At 61.7% G+C, this 23,494-nt stretch carries 17 protein-coding genes; 13 read left to right on the top strand and 4 right to left on the bottom strand.

Annotated features, from left to right (window positions below; translation table 11 throughout):
- Nucleotides 1-31: 31 nt before the first annotated feature.
- Nucleotides 32-1,969: a diguanylate cyclase gene (locus I5P96_RS06680; protein ID WP_223383636.1), complete on the bottom strand. Its 1,938-nt coding sequence runs from the start codon at nucleotides 1,967-1,969 to the stop codon at nucleotides 32-34.
- Nucleotides 1,970-2,221: 252 nt separating this feature from the next.
- On the opposite strand from I5P96_RS06680, the gene I5P96_RS06675 reads away from it, so the two are divergent.
- From I5P96_RS06675 to I5P96_RS06665, 3 genes are all read left to right on the top strand, one after another.
- Complete coding sequence (locus tag I5P96_RS06675; RefSeq protein WP_223383635.1) at nucleotides 2,222-2,569, top strand: Hpt domain-containing protein; 348 nt, start codon at nucleotides 2,222-2,224, stop codon at nucleotides 2,567-2,569.
- Nucleotides 2,570-2,639: 70 nt separating this feature from the next.
- Complete coding sequence (locus I5P96_RS06670) at nucleotides 2,640-4,067, top strand: extracellular solute-binding protein (RefSeq protein ID WP_223383634.1); 1,428 nt, start codon at nucleotides 2,640-2,642, stop codon at nucleotides 4,065-4,067.
- 41 nt (nucleotides 4,068-4,108) lie between these two features.
- Entirely contained in the window at nucleotides 4,109-7,132 is a 3,024-nt protein-coding gene (locus I5P96_RS06665) for a bifunctional diguanylate cyclase/phosphodiesterase (protein WP_223383633.1), read from the top strand.
- A gap of 39 nt (nucleotides 7,133-7,171) precedes the next feature.
- Here the strand turns inward: I5P96_RS06665 and I5P96_RS06660 are convergent, their stop codons facing one another.
- On the bottom strand, nucleotides 7,172-7,996 hold the full coding sequence (locus I5P96_RS06660) for a TrmH family RNA methyltransferase (protein ID WP_223383632.1): 825 nt from the start codon (nucleotides 7,994-7,996) through the stop codon (nucleotides 7,172-7,174).
- Nucleotides 7,997-8,215: 219 nt separating this feature from the next.
- On the opposite strand from I5P96_RS06660, the gene I5P96_RS06655 reads away from it, so the two are divergent.
- Both I5P96_RS06655 and I5P96_RS06650 read left to right on the top strand, forming a co-directional pair.
- A complete protein-coding gene (locus I5P96_RS06655; RefSeq protein ID WP_223383738.1) occupies nucleotides 8,216-8,902 on the top strand; it encodes a YoaK family protein in 687 nt (228 codons plus the stop codon).
- 223 nt (nucleotides 8,903-9,125) lie between these two features.
- Complete coding sequence (locus I5P96_RS06650; protein ID WP_223383631.1) at nucleotides 9,126-10,616, top strand: DUF1846 domain-containing protein; 1,491 nt, start codon at nucleotides 9,126-9,128, stop codon at nucleotides 10,614-10,616.
- Between the two features lie 44 nt (nucleotides 10,617-10,660).
- On the opposite strand, the gene I5P96_RS06645 is transcribed toward I5P96_RS06650, so the two are convergent.
- Nucleotides 10,661-11,164, bottom strand: coding sequence for a CYTH domain-containing protein (locus I5P96_RS06645; protein WP_223383630.1), 504 nt, complete (start codon nucleotides 11,162-11,164; stop codon nucleotides 10,661-10,663).
- Nucleotides 11,165-11,363: 199 nt separating this feature from the next.
- On the opposite strand from I5P96_RS06645, the gene I5P96_RS06640 reads away from it, so the two are divergent.
- The 5 genes from I5P96_RS06640 to I5P96_RS06620 all read left to right on the top strand — a co-directional run bounded on the left by I5P96_RS06640 (nucleotide 11,364) and on the right by I5P96_RS06620 (nucleotide 18,790).
- Nucleotides 11,364-12,593: a class I SAM-dependent rRNA methyltransferase gene (locus I5P96_RS06640; protein ID WP_223383629.1), complete on the top strand. Its 1,230-nt coding sequence runs from the start codon at nucleotides 11,364-11,366 to the stop codon at nucleotides 12,591-12,593.
- Nucleotides 12,594-12,839: 246 nt separating this feature from the next.
- Nucleotides 12,840-14,927: a glutamine synthetase III gene (locus I5P96_RS06635; protein ID WP_223383628.1), complete on the top strand. Its 2,088-nt coding sequence runs from the start codon at nucleotides 12,840-12,842 to the stop codon at nucleotides 14,925-14,927.
- 143 nt (nucleotides 14,928-15,070) lie between these two features.
- Nucleotides 15,071-16,390 (top strand): glutamine synthetase family protein, encoded by a 1,320-nt coding sequence (locus I5P96_RS06630; protein WP_223383627.1) that lies wholly within the window; start codon nucleotides 15,071-15,073, stop codon nucleotides 16,388-16,390.
- A 49-nt stretch (nucleotides 16,391-16,439) separates the two neighbouring features.
- Nucleotides 16,440-17,009 (top strand): ANTAR domain-containing response regulator, encoded by a 570-nt coding sequence (locus I5P96_RS06625; protein ID WP_118552814.1) that lies wholly within the window; start codon nucleotides 16,440-16,442, stop codon nucleotides 17,007-17,009.
- Nucleotides 17,010-17,158: 149 nt separating this feature from the next.
- A complete protein-coding gene (locus I5P96_RS06620) occupies nucleotides 17,159-18,790 on the top strand; it encodes a CTP synthase (protein WP_118552813.1) in 1,632 nt (543 codons plus the stop codon).
- A 303-nt stretch (nucleotides 18,791-19,093) separates the two neighbouring features.
- On the opposite strand, the gene I5P96_RS06615 is transcribed toward I5P96_RS06620, so the two are convergent.
- A complete protein-coding gene (locus tag I5P96_RS06615; RefSeq protein ID WP_223383626.1) occupies nucleotides 19,094-19,897 on the bottom strand; it encodes an RICIN domain-containing protein in 804 nt (267 codons plus the stop codon).
- A gap of 290 nt (nucleotides 19,898-20,187) precedes the next feature.
- On the opposite strand from I5P96_RS06615, the gene I5P96_RS06610 reads away from it, so the two are divergent.
- The 3 genes from I5P96_RS06610 (at nucleotide 20,188) to I5P96_RS06600 (ending at nucleotide 23,479) form a co-directional block, all read left to right on the top strand.
- Nucleotides 20,188-21,807, top strand: a complete 1,620-nt coding sequence (locus I5P96_RS06610) for a DUF5046 domain-containing protein (protein ID WP_223383625.1) — start codon at nucleotides 20,188-20,190, stop codon at nucleotides 21,805-21,807.
- A gap of 14 nt (nucleotides 21,808-21,821) precedes the next feature.
- Nucleotides 21,822-22,799, top strand: a complete 978-nt coding sequence (locus I5P96_RS06605; RefSeq protein ID WP_223383624.1) for a substrate-binding domain-containing protein — start codon at nucleotides 21,822-21,824, stop codon at nucleotides 22,797-22,799.
- Between the two features lie 119 nt (nucleotides 22,800-22,918).
- Nucleotides 22,919-23,479 (top strand): transporter, encoded by a 561-nt coding sequence (locus I5P96_RS06600; protein ID WP_223383623.1) that lies wholly within the window; start codon nucleotides 22,919-22,921, stop codon nucleotides 23,477-23,479.
- Nucleotides 23,480-23,494: the final 15 nt, after the last annotated feature.

Below are 23,494 nucleotides of genomic sequence, written 5' to 3'. Positions count from 1 at the left end.
ATCTGTACGCGAAGTTTTTTTCGGGCGATTGTCAGGCTTTGTTACGGTGCTCTTCTTCCAGATCCCGCTTGAGGTCGTCTTCGATCTCGACGAAGCATTCCAGAAGCATGGGGTTGAACGCGCCGCATTCGCCGTTCAGGATCATCTTCACTGCCTGTTCGTGCGGGCAGGCTTTTTTGTAGCAGCGGTCACTGGTCAGAGCATCGTAGACGTCGGCCAGCGCCACCACCTGCGCCTCGATGGGGATCTCGTTCCCTTTCAGGCCGTCCGGGTAGCCGCGGCCGTCCCACCGCTCGTGGTGCCAGCGGGCGATGCTGTAGGCCGTCTGGAGCAGCGGCTCCTCGCAGAAGTTGTCCAGCTTGCTCAGCATGTCCGCGCCGATGGTGGTATGGGTCTTGATGACCTCGATCTCCTCCGGGGTCAGCCGGCCGGGCTTGTTCAGGATCTTTTCGTCGATGGCGATCTTGCCGATGTCGTGCAGGGCCGAGGCCAGCGGGATATTCTCCTGCATCTCGGAGGTGATGTGGTAGATGTTGGGGCGTTCGAGCAGTTTTTCGAGCACCCGCTCGGTGAGGCGGTGGATGTGCTGAACGTGCAGCCCGCTCTCGCCGTTGCGGAACTCCACCAGCTGGCTCAGCACCCCCACCAGCATGGAGGTGTTCCTCTCCCGCGCGCGGATCTGTTCGGACAGCAGGCTGACCAGCCGCCGCTGCTTGGCATAGAGCTTGATGGTATTGAACACCCGGCGGTAGACGACGCGGGCGTCGAACGGGCGGGCTACGTAATCCGAAACGCCCATCTCATAGGCGCGGCGGACGGATTCCTCGCTGTCCTCACCGGAGATCATGATGACCGGCAGATCCTCGATGGCGTGGTTGCGGTTCATGAAGTCCAGCACCTCAAACCCGTTCATCTTGGGCATCATAAGGTCCAGCAGCACCAGCGCGATATCGCCCATGTGCTGCTGCATCTTTTTCAGGCACTCCTCGCCGTCCGCCGCTTCGAGGATGCGGTAATCCCCGCACAGGATCTCCGACAGGATGGCGCGGTTCATCGCGGAATCGTCCACGATGAGGATCTGCGGCTTTTCCTCCCGGCGGCCCGGCGCATCCTCCTGGAGCACCTCGCCGGAGACGACGACGCAGTTCTTCCGGACCTTGGCCTGATACATCAGCCGGTCGGCCTGCCGGACCACGGCATCCATGCTGTCGCTTGGCATCTGGATCAGCCCGCCGATGCTGGTCGAAAGCCGCATGTGGCTGTAGCCGGGCACGATGGCGTCATGGAGCTTTTCCCGGATCTGCTCCAGTTTGATTTTGAAGTAGTCCTCCGGGATGCCGGGCAGGATGAGCAGAAACTCGTCGCCGCCGAAGCGCACCAGCGCATCGGTCTGGCGGATGCAGCCGCGCACGATGGTGGCGGCGGTCTTCAGGGCCATATCGCCCGCGTGGTGGCCGTAGGTATCGTTGTAGACCTTAAAATCGTCCAGGTCCATCAGCGCCACGCCGATGGGGCCTTTCATGCCGCGGACGATCTCCTCGTAATAGCGGCGGTTGTACATGTCGGTCAGAGGGTCGTGGTACAGCTTGGTGTTGTAGCCGGAGAGCGCGCTGAACAGTGCCTCGGTGTCATCGGGTTCGACGATGGTATCACTGTGCATCCGCTGCAGCAGTTCCAGCACATAGGGAGCTCCGTCCACCTCCATATATTTGGCCGACACCTGCACGATGTCCGGCGAGAAATATTCCAGCTTGGTGCGCTGGTCATGGTTCTCGAACGCATTCTTCACCGCGCAGTGGTGGCAGCGGCGGTTCCTGTGGCGGCAGGCATAGCACAGCTCTTCCGCGTTGGGGTTGGAGCGCACACCCTCTTCGATCCGCTCAATGGTGGCTGCATCCAGCAGACGCACATCCGTATAGAACTGCTGCAGATCGCTGATGAGCGTCTGAACTTCCTGCATTGTTTTCATCTTCGCCGTTTCCTACGCCTTTCTGCGCGCCTCTCAGAATATTGGAACAAAAAAGGCGCTTTTCTTTTCTATTATAGACGGTATTCAGCCCAAAGGGAAGGGATTTTCCAAAACTTTTCTGCAAAACAGAATGCTGCCCCGCCGTTTTGCCAAAATCTGAACTTTTTCGGCATAAATGGTAGCCCTGTGAAACAAAAGGTGTTATAATAATTTTATCTATCACAAGCCATTTGACAGGAAGGGGTCCCCCACATGACGATCGAAGAATGCTACACGGCCATGGGCGCGAATTATCAGGACGTGCTCCGGCGCTTTTATAAACCCGATATGATCCGGCGCTTTGCCCGGATGTTCTTGCAGGACACCAGTTTTCAGCAGCTGACCGATGCCATGGCCCGGCAGGACGTCAAGGATGCGTTTCTTGCGGCGCACACCCTGAAAGGGGTCTGCCTCAACCTCGGCTTCAGCAACCTCACGCCCTCTGCAGTGGCCCTGACGGAGATCCTCCGCGCGGGGAGCTTTGACGGTGCCGCCGAGCAGTATGCCCTTGTAGAGAAGGAATATCACAAGACCATCGAGGCCATCAACGCCCTCGATTGAGTTCCGGATGGAGCCGCGGAGAGCCGGGGCTCCATTTTTCGGACCGGCTCGTTTTGGGGAAGGAGACATCATGCGATCTCGTTTTCGTCCGCTCGTCAGTCTGGTGCTGAGCGCTGCGCTGCTGCTGGGCTGTGTGGGCTGCGGCGGCAGTGCCAAGGCACCCACCACCATCACGGTGTGGAACTATTACAGCGGCGACCTTCTGAGCAGCTTCAACGCTCTGGTGGACCAGTTCAACGCCACCGTCGGCAAAGAGAAGAACATCGTGGTCGAGAGCTTCAATCAGGGCAACGTGACCGACCTGGAAGCGAACGTTCTGGCCGCTGCGCAGGGCAAGGTGGGCGCTGCGGCCCTGCCCAACCTCTACTCCGGCTATGCCGACATGGCCTATGACCTCGACCTGATGGGCAAGGTCGTAGACCTGGCCCCCTATCTGACCGCAAAGGAGAAGGCCGCCTATGTGGACGGTTTTCTGGCCGAGGGCGACCTGATGAACAACGGGGAACTGAAGATCTTCCCGGTGGCAAAATCCACCGAGCTGCTCTACCTGAACGCCACCGACTGGGCCCCCTTTGCTGCGGCCACCGGTGTGACCTACGACGACCTGGCCACTTTGGAAGGCGTCGTGGAGGTGGCCCGCCAATACTACGACTGGACGGATGCCATGACCAGCACCCCCAACGACGGCAAGGCCTTCTTCGGCCGTGATGCGCTGGCCAACTACCTGCTGTGCGGTGCTCAGGAGATGGGCCTGACCATCTTTGATACCAAGAACGGCGTCATGACCCTGCATTTTGACAAAGACGTCATCCGCAAACTGTGGGATAACTTCTATGTGCCCTACATCAAGGGCTGGTTCGGTGCCAGCGGCAGGTTCCGCAGCGACGACGTGAAGACCGGCAATCTGCTGGCCTACGTCGGCTCGTCGGCCAGCAGCCCCTTCTTCCCCGCCCAGGTGATGACCAACGACGCCGAGAGCCACGCCATCGAACCGGCCATCCTGCCCTGCCCATCCTTTGCGGGCTGCAGCCCGGTCGCCGCCCAGCAGGGTGCCGGTATGATCGTGACCAAAGGCACCGACGCCCAGATCCGGGCCTGCGTTGAATTTCTGAAGTGGTTTACCCAGCCGGAAAACAACATCGCGTTCTCCGTGAACTCCGGCTATCTGCCCGTGACCCGCGCCGCCGCAAACCTGAACGCCATTCAGGCCAGTGGTTTGGAGCTGACCGACATCGTCACCCAGGTGCTGGACCTCTCGCTGGATGCCGTGGAGCATGACGCCCTGTACACGACCCACGCCTTCCTGGAGGGTTCCACGGCCCGCACCACCCTGCAAAATGCCATGACCGATGCGGCGGAGGCCGACCGGGCCATCGTGAAAGAGCGGCTCGCCGCCGGGCAGACGGCCGAAGAAGCCGAAGCCGAGTTTTTGACCGACGAATACTTTGACCAGTGGTACGAATCCACGAAGGCCGCGCTGGAAGCCTACGCCGGCTGACCACCTGCCGCCCCAACCCTTTTTGAAAGGAGCACCGGCCCATGAAACACTTCACCCGACACAAACTGTCCGGGGCCCGCGCAGAGCGCTCCATTTTCGGCACCATCTTCAAAGCGATGGTCGGTGTGCTGCTGGTGGAGGTCGCGCTGCTCGTCGCGTCCATCTATGCGATGCGGGTCGGCCCCCAGCTGGACCAGAACGCGGAGGACATCCTCGCCATGCAGGTGGAGAACCGCAGCCGATACATCCGGACCACCCTGAACGATGCGCAGGAGCTTTCCACTCTGGAAAGTGAGATCAACACCCTGACGCAGGAGCTGCTGGCCAGCGGCAGCATCGACCTTGCCACGCTGGACAGCAGCAGCATCACCGCCTACCCCCTGCTGGAAGCCGCCACCCCAAAGCTCATCGCCGCTCTGCGCAGCAGGCCGGTGACCGGCATCTTTCTGGTGCTGAACACCCACGACCTGAACAGTCGCTCCGCTGGCAATCACCTGCCCTCCATCTATCTGCGGGATCTGGACCCCGACGCCTCGCCCTCCGAAAACAATTCCGACCTGCTGTTCGAGCGGGCACCGGCCCGGCTGGTGCAGGAGCAGAGCATCGCCACTGACAAGAGCTGGTCCCCCGCTCTTGCCTATCAGGCAAAAGCCAGAGGCTTTCTCTATGCGCCGTTCCAGGCGGCCTATGACGATGGTGCCCAGCTGAGCCCGGCGGATTACGGCCACTGGACCATCGCCCCCTATGCTCTGAAAGATGACGACCGGCAGGCCATCTATTACAGCCAGCCCCTCATCCTGCCGGACGGCACCATCTACGGCGTCATCGGCGTGGAGCTTCTGACCAGCTACCTTGCCGAGAAGCTGCCCTGCGCCGAACTGCAGGGCGACGGCTCCGGCCTCTATCTGCTGGCCTGCTCCAATATGATGTTGAACCTGGACACCCTCTCGCTGGATCTTGCACCGGTCCTGTGCAGCGGCAGTTCGGCGTTTGCCAGCGGCACCACCGCTGCGGCATCCCGGCGCGGCACCGGCTGCTTCCGTCTGGTGCAGGACCATGTGCCCTACACAGCCTCCGTGATGTCGCTGAATCTCTACAACCGGAACGCCCCCTTCTCCGGGGATCGCTGGTATCTGGTGGGCATGGTGCCCACGGCCAACCTCTCGGCCTTCTCCAACCGGGTGCAGCAGATGCTCTTCCTCACCGTGCTGCTCACCCTCATCGCAGGCTTTCTGGCGAGCTTTCTGGTCAGTGAGCGGATGTCCAAGCCCGTCCATCAGCTCTCCGCTGCCGTGGCCAAAGCGCAGGAAAACGCCGTGGCCATGCCGCAGCTGCCCACTACCGGCATCCTGGAAGTAGACCAGTTTGCCTCGGCCATCACCCACCTTTCGGAGGATGTGCTGGCCTCTTCCACCCGCTTTCTGCGGATCATGGAGATGGCCACGGTGGAGCTGGGCGGCTACGAGCTGCGCAGCGACAGTGTCTTTGCCACCGACAACTTCTTCCAGATGCTGGGGCTGGCCACCCCGGAGCCTCTCACGCCCCGCAGCTTCCGCAACGCCCTCTCCCGGATCGCGCATTCCAGCCTCTACCGCACCACGGATGCAGGCAACTCCGTCTTCCTCGTCCGGAAAGAGGACGAGGTGCGGTATGTGATCCTCCGTGTGACCCGCATCTGCGGCGAGACCGCCTCGGAGGTGGGCCTGCTCGAAGATGTGACCAGCCCCATACTGGAGCAGCAGCGCATCGAGCGGGAGCGCGACTACGATATCCTCACCGGGCTGTACAACCGTCAGGCGTTCGACCGGGTCTGCGCCGACCTCTTTGCCCACCCGGCCCAGCTGCACTGCTCGGCTCTGCTGATGATGGATCTGGACAACCTCAAGCAGATCAACGACACCTACGGCCACGACTGGGGCGACCAGTACATCCGCCAAACCGGCCAGTGCTTCGCCGCCAACATCCCAAAGAACACCGTCTGCTCCCGCCTGTCCGGCGACGAGTTCCTGCTGCTGTTCTACGGGTACGACACACAGGACGCCATCCGCGCCGAGCTGGATAAGCTGAGCGCCGCCCTGCGGGCCAGCTGCTCCACCCTGCCCAACGGCAAAACACTGAACATCAGCATCTCCGGCGGCGTGGCCTGGTACCCGGAGGACGGCAAAGACCTGAAGACCCTGAAAAAATACGCCGACTTCGCCATGTATCAGGTCAAGCAGTCCCGCAAGGGGCAGGTGGGCGATTTTGACATCGGCGTCTACCACCGCGAGGAGTATGCCGCCCAGACCCAGCGCGAGTTCCTGCAATTGCTGCGGGAAGAGCAGGTGCACTACTACTTCCAGCCCATCTTCAGCGCACAGACCGGGCGGGTGGTGGCCTACGAGGCGCTGATGCGGGTGAACACGCCCACCCTCACCTCGCCTTCGCAGGTGATGACGCTGGCCCACGAACTGGACCGCCTGTACGACATCGAGCGGATCACCATGTTCCATTCCAGCGAGGCATTCGAGAAGCTGCAGAACCGGGGCCTCATCCGGAAGGACGCCCTGCTCTTCGTCAACTCCATCGCCAATGTGGACCTGAACGATGAAGACCGCCAGGAATATCACCGCCGCTACCCCGACCTGCTCAAACAGCTCGTCGTGGAGATTACCGAACAGGAAGACCTGGACCGCGCATGTCTGGAGCGGAAGCGGAACATGCCGGGCTTCTCCGGTACCTTCGCGCTGGATGACTACGGCACCGGCTACAGCAACGAGCTCAATCTGCTGGAACTGTCGCCCCAGTACATCAAGATCGACCTCTCCATCATCCGCGGCATCGAGAAGGATCTCGACAAGCAGCAGATCGTCTCGAACATCGTGGCCTACGCCCACGCCCGCAGTATGCAGATCCTCGCCGAGGGCATCGAGGATGAGATCCAGCTGCGCAAGGTCATCGACCTGGGCGTGGACCTGCTGCAGGGCTACTACCTCAGCCGCCCGGCAGCCGTGCCCTCCCCCATCGCATCCGAAGCGCTGGATGTCATCCGCGCTGCCAGCGCCGCGCATTCGGATGCCGGCTAAGCGCAAAAAAGGAACGGCCTTTCGGCCGTTTCTTTTTTGTTATCGACCCAGCTGCCAGAATGCGACGGCGCTGGCGGCGGCGACATTGAGCGAATCGACGCCGTGGGACATGGGGATCTTGACCGTGTAATCGCAGGCGGCGATGGTGGCATGGGCCAGACCGTCGCCCTCGGTGCCCAGCACGATGGCAAGTTTCGGCTCTGCGGCCAGCGCTTCGTCGTCGATGGGGACCGAGCGGTCGCTCAGAGCCATGGCTGCCGTTTTGAAGCCCATGGCTCGGAGGCGGGCCAGCCCCTGTCCGGGCCAGTCGGCGGTCGTCTCGCCCAGCTGGGCCCAGGGCACCTGAAACACCGTGCCCATGCTCACCCGCACCGCGCGGCGGCACAGCGGGTCGCAGCAGGAGGGGTTGATAAGGACGGCGTCCATGTTCAGCGCTGCCGCACTGCGGAAGATGGCGCCCACGTTGGTGGAGTCCACGATGCCTTCCAGCACCGCGACGCGGCGGGCCGCTTTGCACAGCTCCTCGGCGCTGCGGGGGGCCGGGCGGCGGAAGGCGCAGAGCACGCCCCGCGTCAGCTCAAACCCGGTGAGCCCGGCCAGCAGCTCCCGGTCCGCCGTGTAGACCGGGGCATCGCCGCAGCGGGTCAGGATCTCCGCCGCCGGGCCGGTGATCTGTCTGCGCTCCATCAGCAGCGAGACCGGCTCATACCCGGCGTCCAGCGCACGGGAGATCACCTTGGGGCTCTCGGCGATAAAGATGCCTTTTTCGGGTTCCAGCCGGCAGCGCAGCTGGTTCTGCGTCAGGCGGGCGTAGGGGTCCAGCTCCGGCGCATGGAAATCGGTGATCTCGACGATGTTCGGCATGAGAATTTCTCCTTTTGGTTCCAGAATCAGTCTTATTGTAGCACAACCGGCGTCCCTTTGCAAAACATGGTGGCCATGTTCGTTTTACATGGTCGAATCCGCCAAAAATGCCGCCAAAATTTTGACAAATCCTCCAAAATGCGCTATCATAGACGGGAACTTGTGAAGAGGGGGAACCATTCCGTGTCCATCAGTCGAAAACTGTCCCGCAATGGGCAGATGTCCGAAGCATTCTGCACCGCCATGTTCCTGTCGGTCTCCGGCGGCCTGCAGGATGTTTATACCTATTTGTATCGCGGCAAGGTGTTTGCCAATGCACAGACCGGCAACATCGTGCTGTGCAGCGTGAAGCTGGTCGAGGGCGACTGGAGTGCGGTGCTGCACTATCTGGTGCCGCTGTGCTTCTTTGCGCTGGGCGTGTTCACGGCGGAACTGCTGCGCCAGAAATTCCAGCAGATGCAGCGGCTCCACTGGCGGCAGCTGGTGGTGCTGTGTGAGATCGTGATGCTGTTCGTGGTCGGCTTCTTCCCGCAGGAGTGGAATCTGGTGGCCAACGCGCTGGTCTCGTTTGCCTGCGCGATGCAGGTGCAGGCCTTCCGCAAGGTGAACGGCTACGCCTTTGCCAGCACCATGTGCATCGGCAACCTGCGCAGCGGCATGGATTCGCTGTGCAGCTGGCTCGTGGCGGGCAACCGCGCCGCCCGGAGCAAAGCCTTCCACTATTTCGCCATCATCCTCCTGTTCGCGCTGGGCGCAGGCCTGGGCAGCGTGGCGCTGGGGTTCTGCGGCGCAAAGGCGATCTGGTTCTCCTGCCTGCTGCTGGCCGTGAGCTTCTGCCTGATGTTCCTCAAGGAAGACATCGAGGAGCTGGAAGAGGACATTGAAAAGCGCGAGGCTAAGCACTGAACCGGCCCGGCAACGCGATCATGCAGCACATTCCCACACTGCTGCCCTTCCCTCCGGGCAGGCAGTGCGGGAATTTTTGCAGCGAAACGCGGTTTGACAGGGATTTTTTCATTGCGCTGCCGGGCTTGATATGGTATACTGATTCCATGTGTTAAAAACGCCCCGGCGGCCGGAACGGTGTTGGCTGCCGCTGCGGGTTTTCTTTGAGGAATAGGAGCAACGAATGAAAAAAGGATTTGACAACGACAAATACCTGCAGATGCAGTCCGAGCACATCCGCGAGCGGATCGCACAGTTCGACAACAAGCTGTATCTGGAATTCGGCGGCAAGCTGTTCGATGACTACCACGCCTCCCGTGTGCTGCCCGGTTTCCAGCCGGACTCCAAGCTGCAGATGCTGCTGCAGCTGAAGGACCAGGCCGAGATCGTCATCGTCATCAGCGCCGAAGATATCGTGAGCAGCAAGGTGCGCGGCGACTACGGCATCACCTACGACCTGGACGTGCTGCGCCTCATCGACGCCTTCCAGGAGCGGGGGCTGTTCGTGGGCAGCGTCTGCGTGACCATGTACACGGCCGCACCCGAAGTGGAAGCCTTTGAAAAGCGGCTGAACGATCTGGGCATCCGGACCTTCCGTCATTATAAGATCCCCGGCTACCCCAACGACGTGGCCCGCATCGTGAGCGACGAGGGCTATGGCCGCAACGAGTACATCGAGACCGAGCGCCCGCTGGTGGTCATCACGGCCCCCGGCCCCGGCAGCGGCAAGATGGCCACCTGCCTGTCCCAGCTGTACCACGAGCACAAGCGGGGCGTCAAGGCCGGTTATGCCAAGTTTGAGACCTTCCCCATCTGGAACATCCCGCTCAAGCACCCGGTGAACCTGGCCTACGAGGCCGCTACCGCCGACCTGAACGATGTGAACATGATCGACCCGTTCCATCTGGAAGCCTACGGCAAGACTGCCGTCAACTACAACCGCGACATTGAGATCTTCCCGGTGGTCAACGCGATGTTCGAGCTGATCGCAGGCCAGAGCCCCTACCACTCCCCCACCGACATGGGCGTGAACATGGCGGGCAACTGCATCGTGGACGATGCCGCCTGCTGCGAGGCCTCCTGCAACGAGATCGTCCGCCGGTACTTCAAGTCTCTGTGTGCGCTCAAAAACGGTGCACAGGTCCAGAGCGAGGTCTACAAGCTGGAACTTCTGATGAACCAGGCAGGCCTTACGCTGGGCAGCCGCCCCGTGGAGCAGGCCGCTCACGCCGTCTCGGAGAAGACCGGCGGGGCACCAGCCGCCGCCATCGAGCTGCCGGACGGCACCGTCATCACCGGCAAGACCGGCCCGCTGCTGGGTGCAGCTTCTTCGGCGCTGCTCAACGCGCTGAAGAAGCTGGCCGGCATCGACCAGGAAATGGATCTTGTCTCTGCGGCTGCCATCGAGCCGATCCAGACCCTCAAGACCAATTATCTGGGCAGCAAGAACCCCCGCCTGCACACCGATGAGATCCTCATCGCGCTGTCAAGCTCCGCTGCCACCAACCCCACCGCTGCAATGGCCCTGCACCAGCTCTCCAAGCTGAAGGGCTGCGACATGCACTCCACGGTCATCCTGTCCAGCGTGGACGACGACACCGTGAAGAAGCTGGGCATCTACCTGACCTGCGAACCCGCCTACGAGGAAGAGGGCCGCAAGTACCACAAGAAATAAGCGCAGCAAAAAAGAGAATCGCCGCGGCGGTTCTCTTTTTGCATTCACAGGCGGGTCTGCACCCAGTATTCGCCCATGCTCTGGCCGGGCTGGTCGGTGACATCGTCGTTCAGGTAGTCCGCCAGACCGCAGGACGCCGGGTCCCATCCGCGCGCCTGTTCGACCGAATCGTACTCCACCTCGGCGTACCAGAACTCGGTGGGCTGGCCTTCGTCCACATGGTTCACTTCCAGCACCAGCCCGTCCGGCAGCAGATAGCTGCGGCGAAGTTTCGGGATGAGCGGCCTGCCGATGATCTTCGTCTCTAAATCGTCAAACAACGCTTTGTCGATGGGGCGTTCGATTTCCTCCCGCGCCAGCCCGCCGCCGGATTTGAAACAGAGAATATAGGCGGTGCTGCCGCCCGTCCGGGCCTCCTCCCGGATGCGGACCGTTGGACGGACGCTGATATACCCCTGCCGCATCGCGAATTCCTCCTGCAGCGGCATCTCCGGGAAACCCGCTCCCTCCGGCCAGCCGTTCACCATCCATTTGCGTTCGATCTCCATTGCCTTGCCCTCATTTCTGTTGGATTTTGTATTTATTCTAACACGGTTTTATGATATTATAAAGAGGATCTGAATCAAAAAATACAGCGCTGAAAGCGGGCCGCATCGCCGGGAGCATTTTCCTCGTGCGGCGGAGAGCGCACCTCTGCAATACAGCCGCCCCGCTCAGCCTGTCGTATCTCAAACACAAGGAGTTTCTATGAAATCGACCCGCAACTATCCCATCTACAAAGTCAACAAACACGCTGAGGGGCTGCTGGTGGGCGGCCACCCGTGGGTATACGAGAACGACATCCTCGAAGCACCGGAGACCACGCCGGAGAACGGCACGCTGGCCGATGTGGTAAGCCCCAAGGGGGCCTACCTCGGCACCGGCTTTCTCTCGCTCCAGAGCAAGATCCGGGTGCGGCTCATCTCCCGCAACGCCAACGATACCTTCGACGCTGACTTCTGGCGCCGCCGGGTGGAGTATGCCTGGAACTACCGCAAGACCGTTCTGGAACCGGACGACCTCTCGGCCTGCCGGGTCATCTTCGGCGAGGCCGACCAGTTCCCCGGCCTGACGGTGGACCGGTTCCAGAATATCCTCGTCACCCAGACCCTCAGCGTCGGCATGGAAAAGCTCAAACCCCTCCTCTTCCCCCTTCTGGCAGAAGTGCTTCGGGCCAACGGCCAGACCATCGACGGCATCTACGAGCGGAACGATGAGGCTCTGCGCGCCAAGGAAGGGCTGGCGCAGAACAAGGGCTGGTTCGAGCTGCCCGGCGAGACCCACCCCGCTTCCACCCAGACCGAGATCTGCGAAAACGGCGTTTTTTACCACGTTGATTTCGAGAACGGCCAGAAGACCGGCTTCTTCCTCGACCAGAAATACAACCGCCGTGCCGTGGCCCGCATCGCCGCCGGGCACACGGTGCTGGACTGCTTCACCCACACCGGCAGCTTTGCGCTGAACGCGGCCAGGGGCGGGGCCGCCCGCGTCACCGCCGCCGACATCAGCGCCGATGCCATCGCCATGGCCCAGCGGAACGCCGAACGCAACGGCCTCGACAACATGGACTTCCTCTGCGAGGACACCTTCGCGCTGCTGCCCCGGCTGGAAAAGGAGGGCCACCCCTACGACTTCATCATTCTCGACCCGCCCGCCTTCACCAAGGCGCGCCGCACCGTCGAGAACGCCATGCGCGGCTACAAGGAGATCAACTACCGCGCCATGAAGCTGCTGCCCCGCGGCGGCTATCTGGCCACGGCCAGCTGCTCACATTTTGCCACCGAGGAGCTGTTCATCAAAATGCTCAAGGCGGCAGCAAAAGACGCCCACCGCCAGCTGCGGCAGATCGAAGTCCGCCAGCAGGCCCCCGACCACCCCATCCTCTGGGGCGTCCCGGAAACGAACTACCTGAAGTTTTTCCTGTTCCAGGTCATCTAAAAGTCATACCAAGCGCGCAAATCTCCAAAAAAACGAGAGCGTGTTTGTGCAGAATCGTCAGTTTTGTCTATTGCCTTTTTTTGCCCTGTAAGCTATAATCATGCCATAGACAGCAACGGCGCTGTGGGTCACCTCCTGACTCGCAGCGTCGTTTTGTTTAAGCAAGCTTTCGCGTGAAAACGCATCGGCGTGGATGGGTTTTTGCGATGTGTGGAAAGAAACAAGATCAAGTAAGGAGTAGGATTTATGGCAGCAAATGTTATGGAAATCTACGGCAGCAAGGTCTTCAACGAACATGTGATGAAGGAGCGCCTGCCGAGCGCGACTTACAAGAGCCTGGAACGCACCCTGCACAAGGGTGCTCCGCTGGACATCGAGGTGGCCAACGTTGTGGCCAGCGTGATGAAGCGCTGGGCCATGGAGCTGGGCGCTACCCACTACACCCACTGGTTCCAGCCGCTGACCGGCATCACCAGCGAGAAGCACGATGGCTTCGTCTCCCCCGTGGGCGACGGCACCGCCATCATGGAGTTCTCCGGCAAGGAGCTGGTGCGCGGCGAACCCGATGCTTCCTCCTTCCCCTCCGGCGGCCTGCGCGCTACCTGCGAGGCCCGCGGCTACACCGCATGGGACCCCACCAGCTACGCCTTCGTCAAGGATGATGTGCTCTGCATCCCCACTGCCTTCGTCAGCTACACCGGCGAGGCGCTGGATAAAAAGACTCCTCTGCTGCGTTCCATGAACGCGCTGTCCAATCAGGCCGTCCGTATCCTGAAGCTGTTCGGCAAGGATGTGGACTACGTGTCCACCACGGTCGGCCCGGAGCAGGAGTACTTCCTCGTCAAGAAGGAAGACTACGAGGCACGTCAGGACCTGATCCTGACCGGCCGCACCCTGTTCGGTGCTCCCTCTGCCAAGGGCCAGGAGCTCGAAGAGCATTACTTCGGCGTCATCCGCCCCGAAGTCTCCGCTTTCATGAAGGAACTGGACGTCGAGCTGTGGAAGCTGGGCGTCCCCGCCAAGACCAAGCACAACGAAGTGGCCCCCTGCCAGCATGAGCTGGCCCCCATCTTCGACACCACCAACGTTGCCATCGACCACAACCTGCTGACCATGGAGCTGATGAAGAAGATCGCACCCAAGTACGGTCTGGTCTGCCTGCAGCACGAGAAGCCTTTTGAGGGCGTGAACGGCAGCGGCAAGCACAACAACTGGTCTATGAGCACCACCCACGAGAACCTGCTGGACCCCGGCGACACTCCCATGGAGAACCTGCAGTTCCTGGTCTTCCTGGCAGCTGTCATCAAGGCAGTCGATGAGTACGCAGACCTGCTGCGCACCTCCGTCGCCACCCCCGGCAACGATCACCGTCTGGGTGCCAACGAGGCACCTCCGGCCATCATCTCCATCTTCGTGGGCGAGGAGCTGGAAGCCGTCATCGACGCCATCGCATCCGATTCTCCCTACGCCGGCCCCACCAAGATGAAGATGGATCTGGGTGTGGATGTCCTGCCCAAGTTCAGCAAGGACACCACCGACCGCAACCGCACTTCTCCCTTCGCCTTCACCGGCAACAAGTTCGAGTTCCGTATGCCCGGTTCTGCCGAGAACCTGAGCGACTGCAACACCATCCTGAACACCGCCGTCGCCAAGGAGCTGAAGGGCTACGCTGACGAACTGGAGGGTGCTGAGGACTTCACCTCTGCCGCCATCGCTCTGGTCAAGCGGACCATCCGCGACCACCGCCGCGTCATCTTCAACGGCAACGGCTACACCGCCGAGTGGGAAGAAGAAGCTGCCCGCCGCGGCCTGCCCAACAAGAAGAACACCCCGGCTGCTCTGCCCGCCCTCGTTGACCCGAAGAACATCCAGCTGATGGAGGACTTCGGCGTCCTGACCAAGGTGGAGATGGAGAGCCGTTACGAAGTCGAGATGGAGCACTACGCCAAGATCATCAACATCGAGGCGCTGACCATGCTCGAAATGGCCCGCAAGCAGCTGCTGCCGGCCGTCAACTCCTACATGAGCGAGGTCGCCAACACCGCTGCCACCAAGCTGGCCGTCAGCGAGGCGCTCAGCGTCCGCAGCGAGACCAAGACCCTGACCAAGCTGAGCGCCGATGCCGACGCTATGAGCGACGCCATCGACGTGCTGCAGGATGTGGTGGACGCTGCCGAGGCTCTGACCAGCGAGAGCGAGAAGGCTGTGGCCTTCCACGACAACGTGATCCCGGCAATGGACGCTCTGCGTGCCGCAGCTGACGATGCCGAGACCATCTGCGGCGAGGACTACTGGCCGCTGCCCAGCTACAGCAAGATGCTCTACTACGTCTGATCTACCAGCGCATTTCATAAAGCATCTTAGGCTGTCGAACTTCATTCGCCATTCTCCTTTTCCTATTTCTTACACCAACCTAAAGACCTGCTCTTTTGCGAGGGCAGGCCTTTAGGCGTTTTTCTTGAGAGGAGATCATCCCTATGAGCTATACGACCCAACAGGATATCCTGGATTTTGTGGAGGACAACAACGTCAAATTCGTGCGGTTCGCCTTCTGCGACATCTTCGGCACACAGAAGAACATCGCCGTGCTGGCCGGGGACCTGCCCAAGGCGCTGGAGGACGGCGTCTGCTTCGACGGCAGCTCCATTGCCGGGTTCATGAAGGTGGAAGAGAGCGACCTGGTGCTCCGGCCCGACCTCTCCACCGTGACCATCCTGCCCTGGCGCCCCACCGAAGGCCGGGTGATGCAGTTCTTCTGCGACGTGGAACGGCCGGACGGCGACCCCTTTGGCGGCAACTGCCGGGGGTTCCTGCGCCAGATGAGCCGCCGCTTCCGCAAGCTGGGGCTGACCTGCAACGTGGGGGCCGAGTGCGAGTTCTATCTGTTCGAGAACGATGACCATGGCCGCCCCACCCGCGTCCCCATCGACTTCGGCGGTTACTTCGACGTGGCCCCGCTGGACGCAGGCGAGAACCTGCGCCGCGACATCTGCCTGACCATGGAGCAGATGGGCATGAGCCCCCAGCACAGCCACCACGAGAGCGGCAACGGCCAGAACGAGATCGACTGCCACTATGCAGGCCCACTCAAGACCGCCGACAACGTGATGATGTTCAAGCAGATCGTGCGGGCCGTGGCCATGCGCAGCGGCATCCATGCCAGCTTCCTTCCCAAACCTCTGGCCGACCAGGCCGGCAGCGGGCTGCACATCAACCTTTCGCTCTACATGGACGGACGGAACCTGTTTGAGGGCGACATCGCGCCCGACAGCATCGCGGGCAGCTTTATGGCGGGTGTGCTGGCACACAGCCGCGCGCTGACCGTCTTCACCAATCCCCTGCCCAACAGCTACCTCCGCTTTGGCAGCGACGAGGCCCCCAAATACGTGAGCTGGAGCCGCCAGAACCGCAGCCAGCTCGTGCGCATCCCGCAGGTGCAGGGCGACAACTGCCGCATGGAGCTGCGCAGCCCGGACCCCGCCTGCAACCCGTATCTGGCCATCGGCCTCATCCTGGCCGCCGGTCTGGACGGCATCGAACGCCGGTTGGAGCTGCAGGCCCCCATCAACAAGAATCTGTTCGACCCCGCCGTGGCCGCCGGCCTTGGGCTGGAAAAGCTGCCTTCCACGCTGGAAGAGGCCGTGCAGGCCGCGCAGGAGAGCGAATTCCTGCGCGCCGTGCTGCCGGAGGAGCTCTCTCACCGCTACTACGAGGAGGAACTGAAGCGCTGCGCTGCCCTGAAGAATGCCGCCGACCCGGCAGAGTACGAGCGCATCCACTACTTCAACGCCATCTGAGCGGTAAGCTACCGGAAAAAGAGAGGGAAAAGGAAAGGAGCGATTCCGAATGGGACGTGCTCTGATCGTCAGCGCCGGAGCCAGCTCAAACGAGTATATCTCGGCACGGCTGGCGGAGCTGGGATACCCCCGGCCTCTGATCGTGCCAAGCGGAGCCGAGGCCCGGCGCAGGATGTTAGAATCGGATTTTGAGCTCATCGTGGTCAACGCGCCGCTGCCCGATGAGTTTGGCCATGAGCTGTGCGCTGCCGCCGTGGAAAAGACCGACGCGGGCGTGGTGCTTCTGGCCAAGGCCGCTGCGGCCGAGCAGCTGCTGGGTTCCATGAGCGACGAGGGCGTGCTGCTTTTGAGCAAGCCGTTCTCGAACACGCTGTTTTTGCAGGCCATCCACATGGCAGCAGCCAGCAACCACCGCCTGCTGCGCCTGCGGCAGGAAAACGCCAGGATGCAGGAAAAGATCGCGCAGGTGCGTCTGGTCAGCCGCGCCAAATGCTGCCTCATCGAGCGGGAAGGCATGACCGAGGCCGACGCCCACCGCCTGATCGAAAAGCGGGCCATGGACACCCGGCGCGACCGTGCCGAGATCGCACAAGAAATCCTTGATTCTTACGAGGATTAGGATTATAATTTTATGTCGGAAAACGAGCTCCCCACAGTCTGCTTCGCAGACAGCCCTCTCTGGGAGGGCGGTGGCATCGCCTGCGCGGTGCCGAAGGGAGCTTCTGGGAAAAGTATCAGAATCAAACGAGATAGAGGAGGACCATTTTTATGGCAAAATTCATCTTCGTCACCGGCGGCGTCGTCTCCGGTCTGGGCAAAGGCATCACGGCCGCTTCGCTGGGCCGTCTGCTCAAGTGCCGCGGCCTGAAGGTCGCCAGCCAGAAGCTCGACCCCTATGTGAACGTGGACCCCGGCACCATGAGCCCGCTGCAGCACGGCGAGGTCTTCGTGACCGACGACGGCACCGAGACGGACCTCGACTTGGGCCACTACGAGCGCTTCATCGACGAGAACCTGAACAAATACTCCAATCTGACCACCGGCAAGGTCTACTGGAACGTGCTGAACAAGGAGCGCCAGGGCGCATACCTGGGCCAGACCGTCCAGATCATCCCCCACATCACCAACGAGATCAAGAGCTACATCTACAACCTGGCCTCCTCCACCGAGGCCGATGTGGTCATCACCGAGATCGGCGGCACCACCGGCGACATCGAGAGCCAGCCCTTCCTGGAGGCCATCCGTCAGGTGGGCCTGGAGCAGGGCCGCGACAACTGCTGCTACATCCACGTCGTGCTGGTGCCCTACATTTCCGGCTCGGACGAGTACAAATCGAAGCCTGCACAGCACTCCGTCAAGGAGCTGCAGGGCATGGGCATCAACCCCGACATCATCATCCTGCGTGCCGACGGCAGCGTGGGCGGCGACATCCGCCGCAAGATCAGCACCTTCTGCAACGTGCAGCCGGAGTGCGTCATCGAGAACCTGACCATGCCCAGCCTCTACCAGTGCCCGCTGATGCTCCACACCAACGGTCTGGACGATGTGGTGGTCAAAAAGCTGAAGCTGGACGTCCCCCCTGCCGACCTGACCGAGTGGAAGCAGGTGGTCTCCCGCATCGCCACCCGCAGCAAGACCTGCACCATCGCACTGGTGGGCAAGTATGTCAAGCTGCACGATGCCTACCTCTCCGTCATGGAGAGCCTCTACCACGCCGGTTTTGAGAACGACAGCCAGGTGGAGATCCGCTGGGTCGAAAGCGAAGACCTGACCGACCAGGCCGCCTGCAAGGAAGCCTTTACCGATGTGGACGGCATCATCGTGCCCGGCGGCTTCGGTGACCGCGGCATCGAGGGAATGATCCAGGCCGCACAGTACGCTCGCGAGAACCATGTGCCCTACTTCGGCATCTGCCTGGGCATGCAGATCATGGTCATGGAGTTTGCCCGCAATGTGCTGGGCTACGCCGATGCGAACTCCAGCGAGTTCACCCCGGACGGCCAGCACAATGTCATCGCGCTGATGGCCGACCAGCAGGGCAACATCCCCAAGGGCGGCACCATGCGCCTGGGCAAATACCCCTGCACCGTCAAGCCCGGCACCAAGATGGCCGAGTGCTACGGCGAACCGGAGATCTGGGAGCGCCACCGCCACCGCTACGAGTTCAACAACGACTTCCGCAGCGAGATGGAGGAAAAGGGTCTGGTCATTTCCGGCACCAGCCCCGACGGCCGTCTGGTCGAGACCGTGGAGCTGCCGGGCCGCGCCTTCCATCTGGGTGCCCAGTTCCACCCGGAGTTCAAGAGCCGCCCCAACCGTGCGCATCCCCTGTTCAAGGGCTTCATCGCAGCGGCTCTCCAGTTCCGTGCCGCCGCGCAGCGCAGCATGTTGAATGTGTGATACCCTCTCAGTCTGCTGCGCAGACAGCTCCCCTAAAGGGGGGAGCCTTTGGCAGGTCGGGCAACCCCTGCTGACTGCTGAAGGTATTCTGATATCGTAAACAAAAGTGCTCCGCTGTCAAGACCAGCGGCATCTGTCCCATGCTCTGACAAAGAGCGATGGGAGCGATGCTGTGGATCAAAACAGCGGAGCACTTTCGTTTATGGTTTTATTACGCTTTGTTCATCCCGGCACAGCCAAAACCGGCGCGCCAGTGGCTCCCCCTTTGGGGGAGCTGGCATCGCTGCGCGATGCCTGAGAGGGTCACTTCTTTGCAGCAGCCTTCTTGCGGGCGGCGCGGCTGGTCTTCCGGCCAGCAGGCTTCTTGACCGGAGCCTTGACTGCTGCGGGGGCAGCCTTTTCTGCGGGCTTTGCCTCTACCTTCGCCGGTTCGGCCTTGACTTCCTCGGCCTTGGGTGCCTCAACAGCAGGAGCAGCCTCTGCGGGCTTCTCTTCCGCCTTGACCGGCTCTGCCTTGACTTCTTCCGCCTTGGGGGCCTCGACAACAGGAGCGGCTTCTACGGGCTTCTCCTCTGCCTTGACTTCGGCCTTCTCCTCAACGGGAGCAGCAGCGGGCTCGTCCTTCTTGGCAGCGCGCTTTGCGCTGGCGCGGTCCTTCACCTCGGAGATGGTCCAGAGCTGATCTTCCCCGGCGGTCTCCTGCCAGATCTGCAGCTGTGCGCCATCGGAGACGCCCATGCCCACGGTGTCGATGCACTTGCCGCTGGCCCAGGAAGAGCGCAGGCGGACGGTGCCAGCGGGGGTAGGCTCCACGGTCCACATCTGGGACGTGCCGCCCACATCCTCCCACAGATGCAGCCAGGTGCCGTTGGCGGTGCCGGTCATCATCAGGTCGAGGAGCTTGCCGGAAGCGCGGTTGCGGATGCGGTAGACACCGTCCCCCACGCGGATGAACGCCCACTCCTGTTCGGGCTTGTGGTCGTATTTGCCCAGACGAACGGTCTCCTCGTTCTTCGTGGAAGCAGCCGCCTCGATGACGCTGCCGGTGCGGGCAGCGATGGTGTAAAAACGATCTGCTTCGATCACAGTCTGTGCAACAGTTTTCATGATAATTCCCTCCAAACGTTTTTCTCACAAACAAATCGATCTTTTTGTCTTGTTAAATTATACCACTTGTCGTAATTTTTTACAAGGATTTCGACATTCCTTTAGCACTTTGACCAAAAAGCGTCCGCTTTTCATCTGCTTTTGCAAACTTCGACTGAACTTTCGGTCGTAACCAAATTGTAACCACACCAAAATGTTCCAATGCAATGGAATGTCCGGGTGTTTCGTATTATAATCAAATGGGAAAGCCCATCCGCATTTCGTCCCTGTGACCTGTGAGGTACTGCATTATGAAACAGAATCTACTCCGCATCGGCTGCGCGGCAGCGGGCCTGGCACTGGCGGCGGGGGTGTTCACCTCCTGTTCGCTGCTGCCCACGCCGTCCCGGCCCGTGTCCCACCCCCAGCAGGAGGAGGAACCGCCTAAATACGACGCCTCCTCCCTGCGGGACGGCAGGCTGCGGCTCTTCTCCAGCTATGACTCCCTCGGCGGGAACACCATCCTCTGCGGCGACAAGGTGGTGCACCAGTCCCCTGCCAGCGAGACGTCCTATCTGCTGACCGACAGCCAGACCGGCGAGACGAACTGGTTCGTCTGCACCTGGTCTGACCCGGACACCGCCGCCGGGCGGCGCAGCGGCATCTTCGACCGGACGGGTGAGGCGCTCTACACCTTTGACCGCGAATACGATATCCGCCTTTCCGGCGGCGTGCTCGTTCTGACCACCCCCAACAGCTTCGCCTATTCACCCCTGCACGACCATGCAGCGGGCGACGTGCGGGTGCTGGACTTTGCTTCGGGCACCGAGTACCCCGTGCCCGAAAACGCCTACACCTGCCTTGTGGCGGGCGACCGGCTGGCCTTTGGCCTCTATGCCCCCGGCGATGCTGCGCCCGATGAAGAGAACGACGACCTCTACCAGTATGCTGCCGTTCAGATCCAGGAAAAGGACGGCACCGTGGTCTACCAGAACTTCCACAGCCTGCTGTACAGCCTTTCCGCCGGGATCGACGACCCGCTGGCCCCCGCCGACTGGGTGGAGATCGACACCTACAACGCGGACGGCACGAGCCTGGAGTCCACTTCCCTGCTGAACGCGGCCACCGGCGAGGAGCGGAGCGGCTTTGTCACCTATCTCCACGCGGGCATTGCCAGCTTCCGGACCGACGAGGGCAAGTATCAGCTCGTGGATCTGGTCAGCGACATGACCAGCACCGTGCTGTGCGAGTTTAACGACTCCATCAGCGGGTACGCGCCCGGCGTGACCGTGCTCTACCGGGAGGACGGCTACCTCCTCTACGACCTGACCACCGGCGACACCCTCGACCTCTACAACATGGCCCTGGGCACCAACACGCTGGACATCTACGCCAGGGACGGCACTCTCCGCGTCTACGACATGGACACCGGTGCCATCCGGACCGACACGACGGTTGCGCCGCTGGAAGCGCTGCACCGCACCCGCCTCTACGACCAGGGCAGCGGCTGGGTCAACCTGCGCCAGTACGACAACGACAACTACGATGTGACCACCCTGACCCTCGCCGGGCCGACGCTGAGCAAGACCCTTTCGATGGCTGACCTCACCGCCCGCTACGGCGACGACTTTGACGGCTATCTCTGGCCCGTGGCTGCCACGGAGGACGACTTCTATTTCTCCATCAGCTACCGCGGCCCCGGCAGCACCTGGCTGTACGACCTGCTGGACAGCGACGGCGCGGTCGTCCTGGCCGGGCTGGGCAGCTGCGGCGAGTATTCCCGCTACAACCGCAGTGCGCCCCTGCCTGCGGGCGTCTTCGTGGCGCGCAAGGGCTTCGATTACGGCTGGATGGACGTGGAGGGCAACTGGATCTACTGCCAGAGCATCTTCACTTCCACCAGCGACGAGACCGACAACTACTTCTATTGAGGGAGGGTTTCACCATGAAACAGTCTAAAATTTCCCGCCGTTCCTTCCTGCTGGGGCTGGGGGCCGTCTCCACGGCGGCGCTGCTGGCCGCCTGCGGAGAGGCTGCTTCCAGCGCACCGGCATCGAGTGCCGCTTCGTCCGAAGCACCCGCCTCTTCCGCCAGCGAAGTGCCCACAGTGCCCATCCTCACCGAGGACGAGTTTCCCGTCACCGACGGCTCCACGGCCTGCATCCCGCTCATTGCGCAGATCATGGCCGACACCACCGGCATGGAGCTGGAAGCCGCCCAGAGCGCCGTGACCACCAACACCACCGCCTGGGCCTGGCGGAACCTGGGCCTTTACGGTGACACCGAGAACGGCACCCGGCTCATCATCGCCTACGAGGCCCCGGAGTCCGTCAAGGAAGAGCTGAAGGCCGATGGTGCCCCGCTGGACCAGAAAGCCATTGGCCGGGACGCGCTGGTCTTCATCGTGAACGAGGACAACCCCGTCCAGAGCCTGACCCGGCAGCAGCTCCGGGACATCTACGCCGGGAAGATCACCAACTGGAAGGACGTGGGCGGCGAGGATGCCGACATCGTGGCCTTTCAGCGCCGGGAGGACTCCGGCAGCCAGACCCTGTTCCAGAAGCTGCTCATTCAGGGCGGCGAGCTGATGGACGCCCCCACCGAGCTGGCTCCTGCCTTGATGGGCGAACTGGTAGACGACATCGCCGAGTACAATAACGCGGCCAACGCCATCGGCTTCTCGGTCTACTACTACATCTCGGAGATGTATTCCAAGCCCGGCCTGCGGCTGCTGGCCGTGGACGGCGTGACCCCCTCGGCCGACACCATCGCGGACGAGAGCTACCCCCTGTGCAACGAGTTTTATGCCGCAGTCCGGCAGGATTCCGGCCCCGACACCCCGGAGCGCAAGGTCTACGACTGGCTCTCCACCGATGCAGGCCGCGCCTGCATCCAGAAGTCCGGCTATGTGGCCGCCCAATAATTTTTACTCGCGTGTTCCATTCGTTTGACTTCGTTTCCATTCTTTGCTACAATGAAGAAAAGTCTGGCGGTCTCGGCCAGATCTGCCGCAAGACGTGAAGATGCGAAGGAGAACGAACCATGCTCAAACCCCACAACCACCCTGTGGAAAGCCACAGCCGCACCGCGCTGCGCAACTACATCATCCAGGCATCCACCCTGCTGGAGATCACTCTCTCCGGGCTGGTCCTCATCGGCCTGCTGTTCAGCATCGTGCCGCTGCTGAAATGGATGCCCGGCCTGCTGTTCGACGGCAACGATGCAGAGATCCGCACATTTCTGGAACGTGCGCTGGACATCGTCATCGGCATCGAGTTCATCAAGATGCTGGCCAAGCACAGCCCCGGCAGCAGCCTGGAAGTGCTGCTCTACGCCATCGCCCGCCACATGGTGGTCGGCCACGAATCCGCCGTTGAGAACCTGCTCAGCGTGGGTGCCATCGCGCTCATCTTCGTTGTGCGCAAGTTCTTCTTCGTGCCCGCGTTCGGTGCCCACCTACCGGACGGCAACCCTGCCCCCGACCTGACCCCGAACCAGAGCGGCATCCCTGCCCAGGAGTTCCGCCAGCGTCTGCATGACCGCATCCATGCCGAGGACCTCGACGAAGAAGAGAACGCCCCGGAATATGAGGATGCCAAGTGATTCCTCTCCCCGGAA

The sequence above is a fragment of the Faecalibacterium prausnitzii genome, from assembly GCF_019967995.1.
Classification (GTDB): Bacteria; Bacillota; Clostridia; order Oscillospirales; family Ruminococcaceae; genus Faecalibacterium; species Faecalibacterium prausnitzii_E.
Note: the sequence above shows the minus strand (reverse complement) of the source record. Positions and strands in the feature narration are given on the sequence as shown.

Bases quoted from the DNA above. Each gene is read 5' to 3' on its own strand.
- I5P96_RS06680 (WP_223383636.1), bottom strand. From the start codon at position 1,969: ATGAAAACAATGCAGGAAGTTCAGACGCTCATCAGCGATCTGCAGCAG.
- I5P96_RS06675 (WP_223383635.1), top strand. From the start codon at position 2,222: ATGACGATCGAAGAATGCTACACGGCCATGGGCGCGAATTATCAGGAC.
- I5P96_RS06670 (WP_223383634.1), top strand. From the start codon at position 2,640: ATGCGATCTCGTTTTCGTCCGCTCGTCAGTCTGGTGCTGAGCGCTGCG.
- I5P96_RS06665 (WP_223383633.1), top strand. From the start codon at position 4,109: ATGAAACACTTCACCCGACACAAACTGTCCGGGGCCCGCGCAGAGCGC.
- I5P96_RS06660 (WP_223383632.1), bottom strand. From the start codon at position 7,996: ATGCCGAACATCGTCGAGATCACCGATTTCCATGCGCCGGAGCTGGAC.
- I5P96_RS06655 (WP_223383738.1), top strand. From the start codon at position 8,216: ATGTCCGAAGCATTCTGCACCGCCATGTTCCTGTCGGTCTCCGGCGGC.
- I5P96_RS06650 (WP_223383631.1), top strand. From the start codon at position 9,126: ATGAAAAAAGGATTTGACAACGACAAATACCTGCAGATGCAGTCCGAG.
- I5P96_RS06645 (WP_223383630.1), bottom strand. From the start codon at position 11,164: ATGGAGATCGAACGCAAATGGATGGTGAACGGCTGGCCGGAGGGAGCG.
- I5P96_RS06640 (WP_223383629.1), top strand. From the start codon at position 11,364: ATGAAATCGACCCGCAACTATCCCATCTACAAAGTCAACAAACACGCT.
- I5P96_RS06635 (WP_223383628.1), top strand. From the start codon at position 12,840: ATGGCAGCAAATGTTATGGAAATCTACGGCAGCAAGGTCTTCAACGAA.
- I5P96_RS06630 (WP_223383627.1), top strand. From the start codon at position 15,071: ATGAGCTATACGACCCAACAGGATATCCTGGATTTTGTGGAGGACAAC.
- I5P96_RS06625 (WP_118552814.1), top strand. From the start codon at position 16,440: ATGGGACGTGCTCTGATCGTCAGCGCCGGAGCCAGCTCAAACGAGTAT.
- I5P96_RS06620 (WP_118552813.1), top strand. From the start codon at position 17,159: ATGGCAAAATTCATCTTCGTCACCGGCGGCGTCGTCTCCGGTCTGGGC.
- I5P96_RS06615 (WP_223383626.1), bottom strand. From the start codon at position 19,897: ATGAAAACTGTTGCACAGACTGTGATCGAAGCAGATCGTTTTTACACC.
- I5P96_RS06610 (WP_223383625.1), top strand. From the start codon at position 20,188: ATGAAACAGAATCTACTCCGCATCGGCTGCGCGGCAGCGGGCCTGGCA.
- I5P96_RS06605 (WP_223383624.1), top strand. From the start codon at position 21,822: ATGAAACAGTCTAAAATTTCCCGCCGTTCCTTCCTGCTGGGGCTGGGG.
- I5P96_RS06600 (WP_223383623.1), top strand. From the start codon at position 22,919: ATGCTCAAACCCCACAACCACCCTGTGGAAAGCCACAGCCGCACCGCG.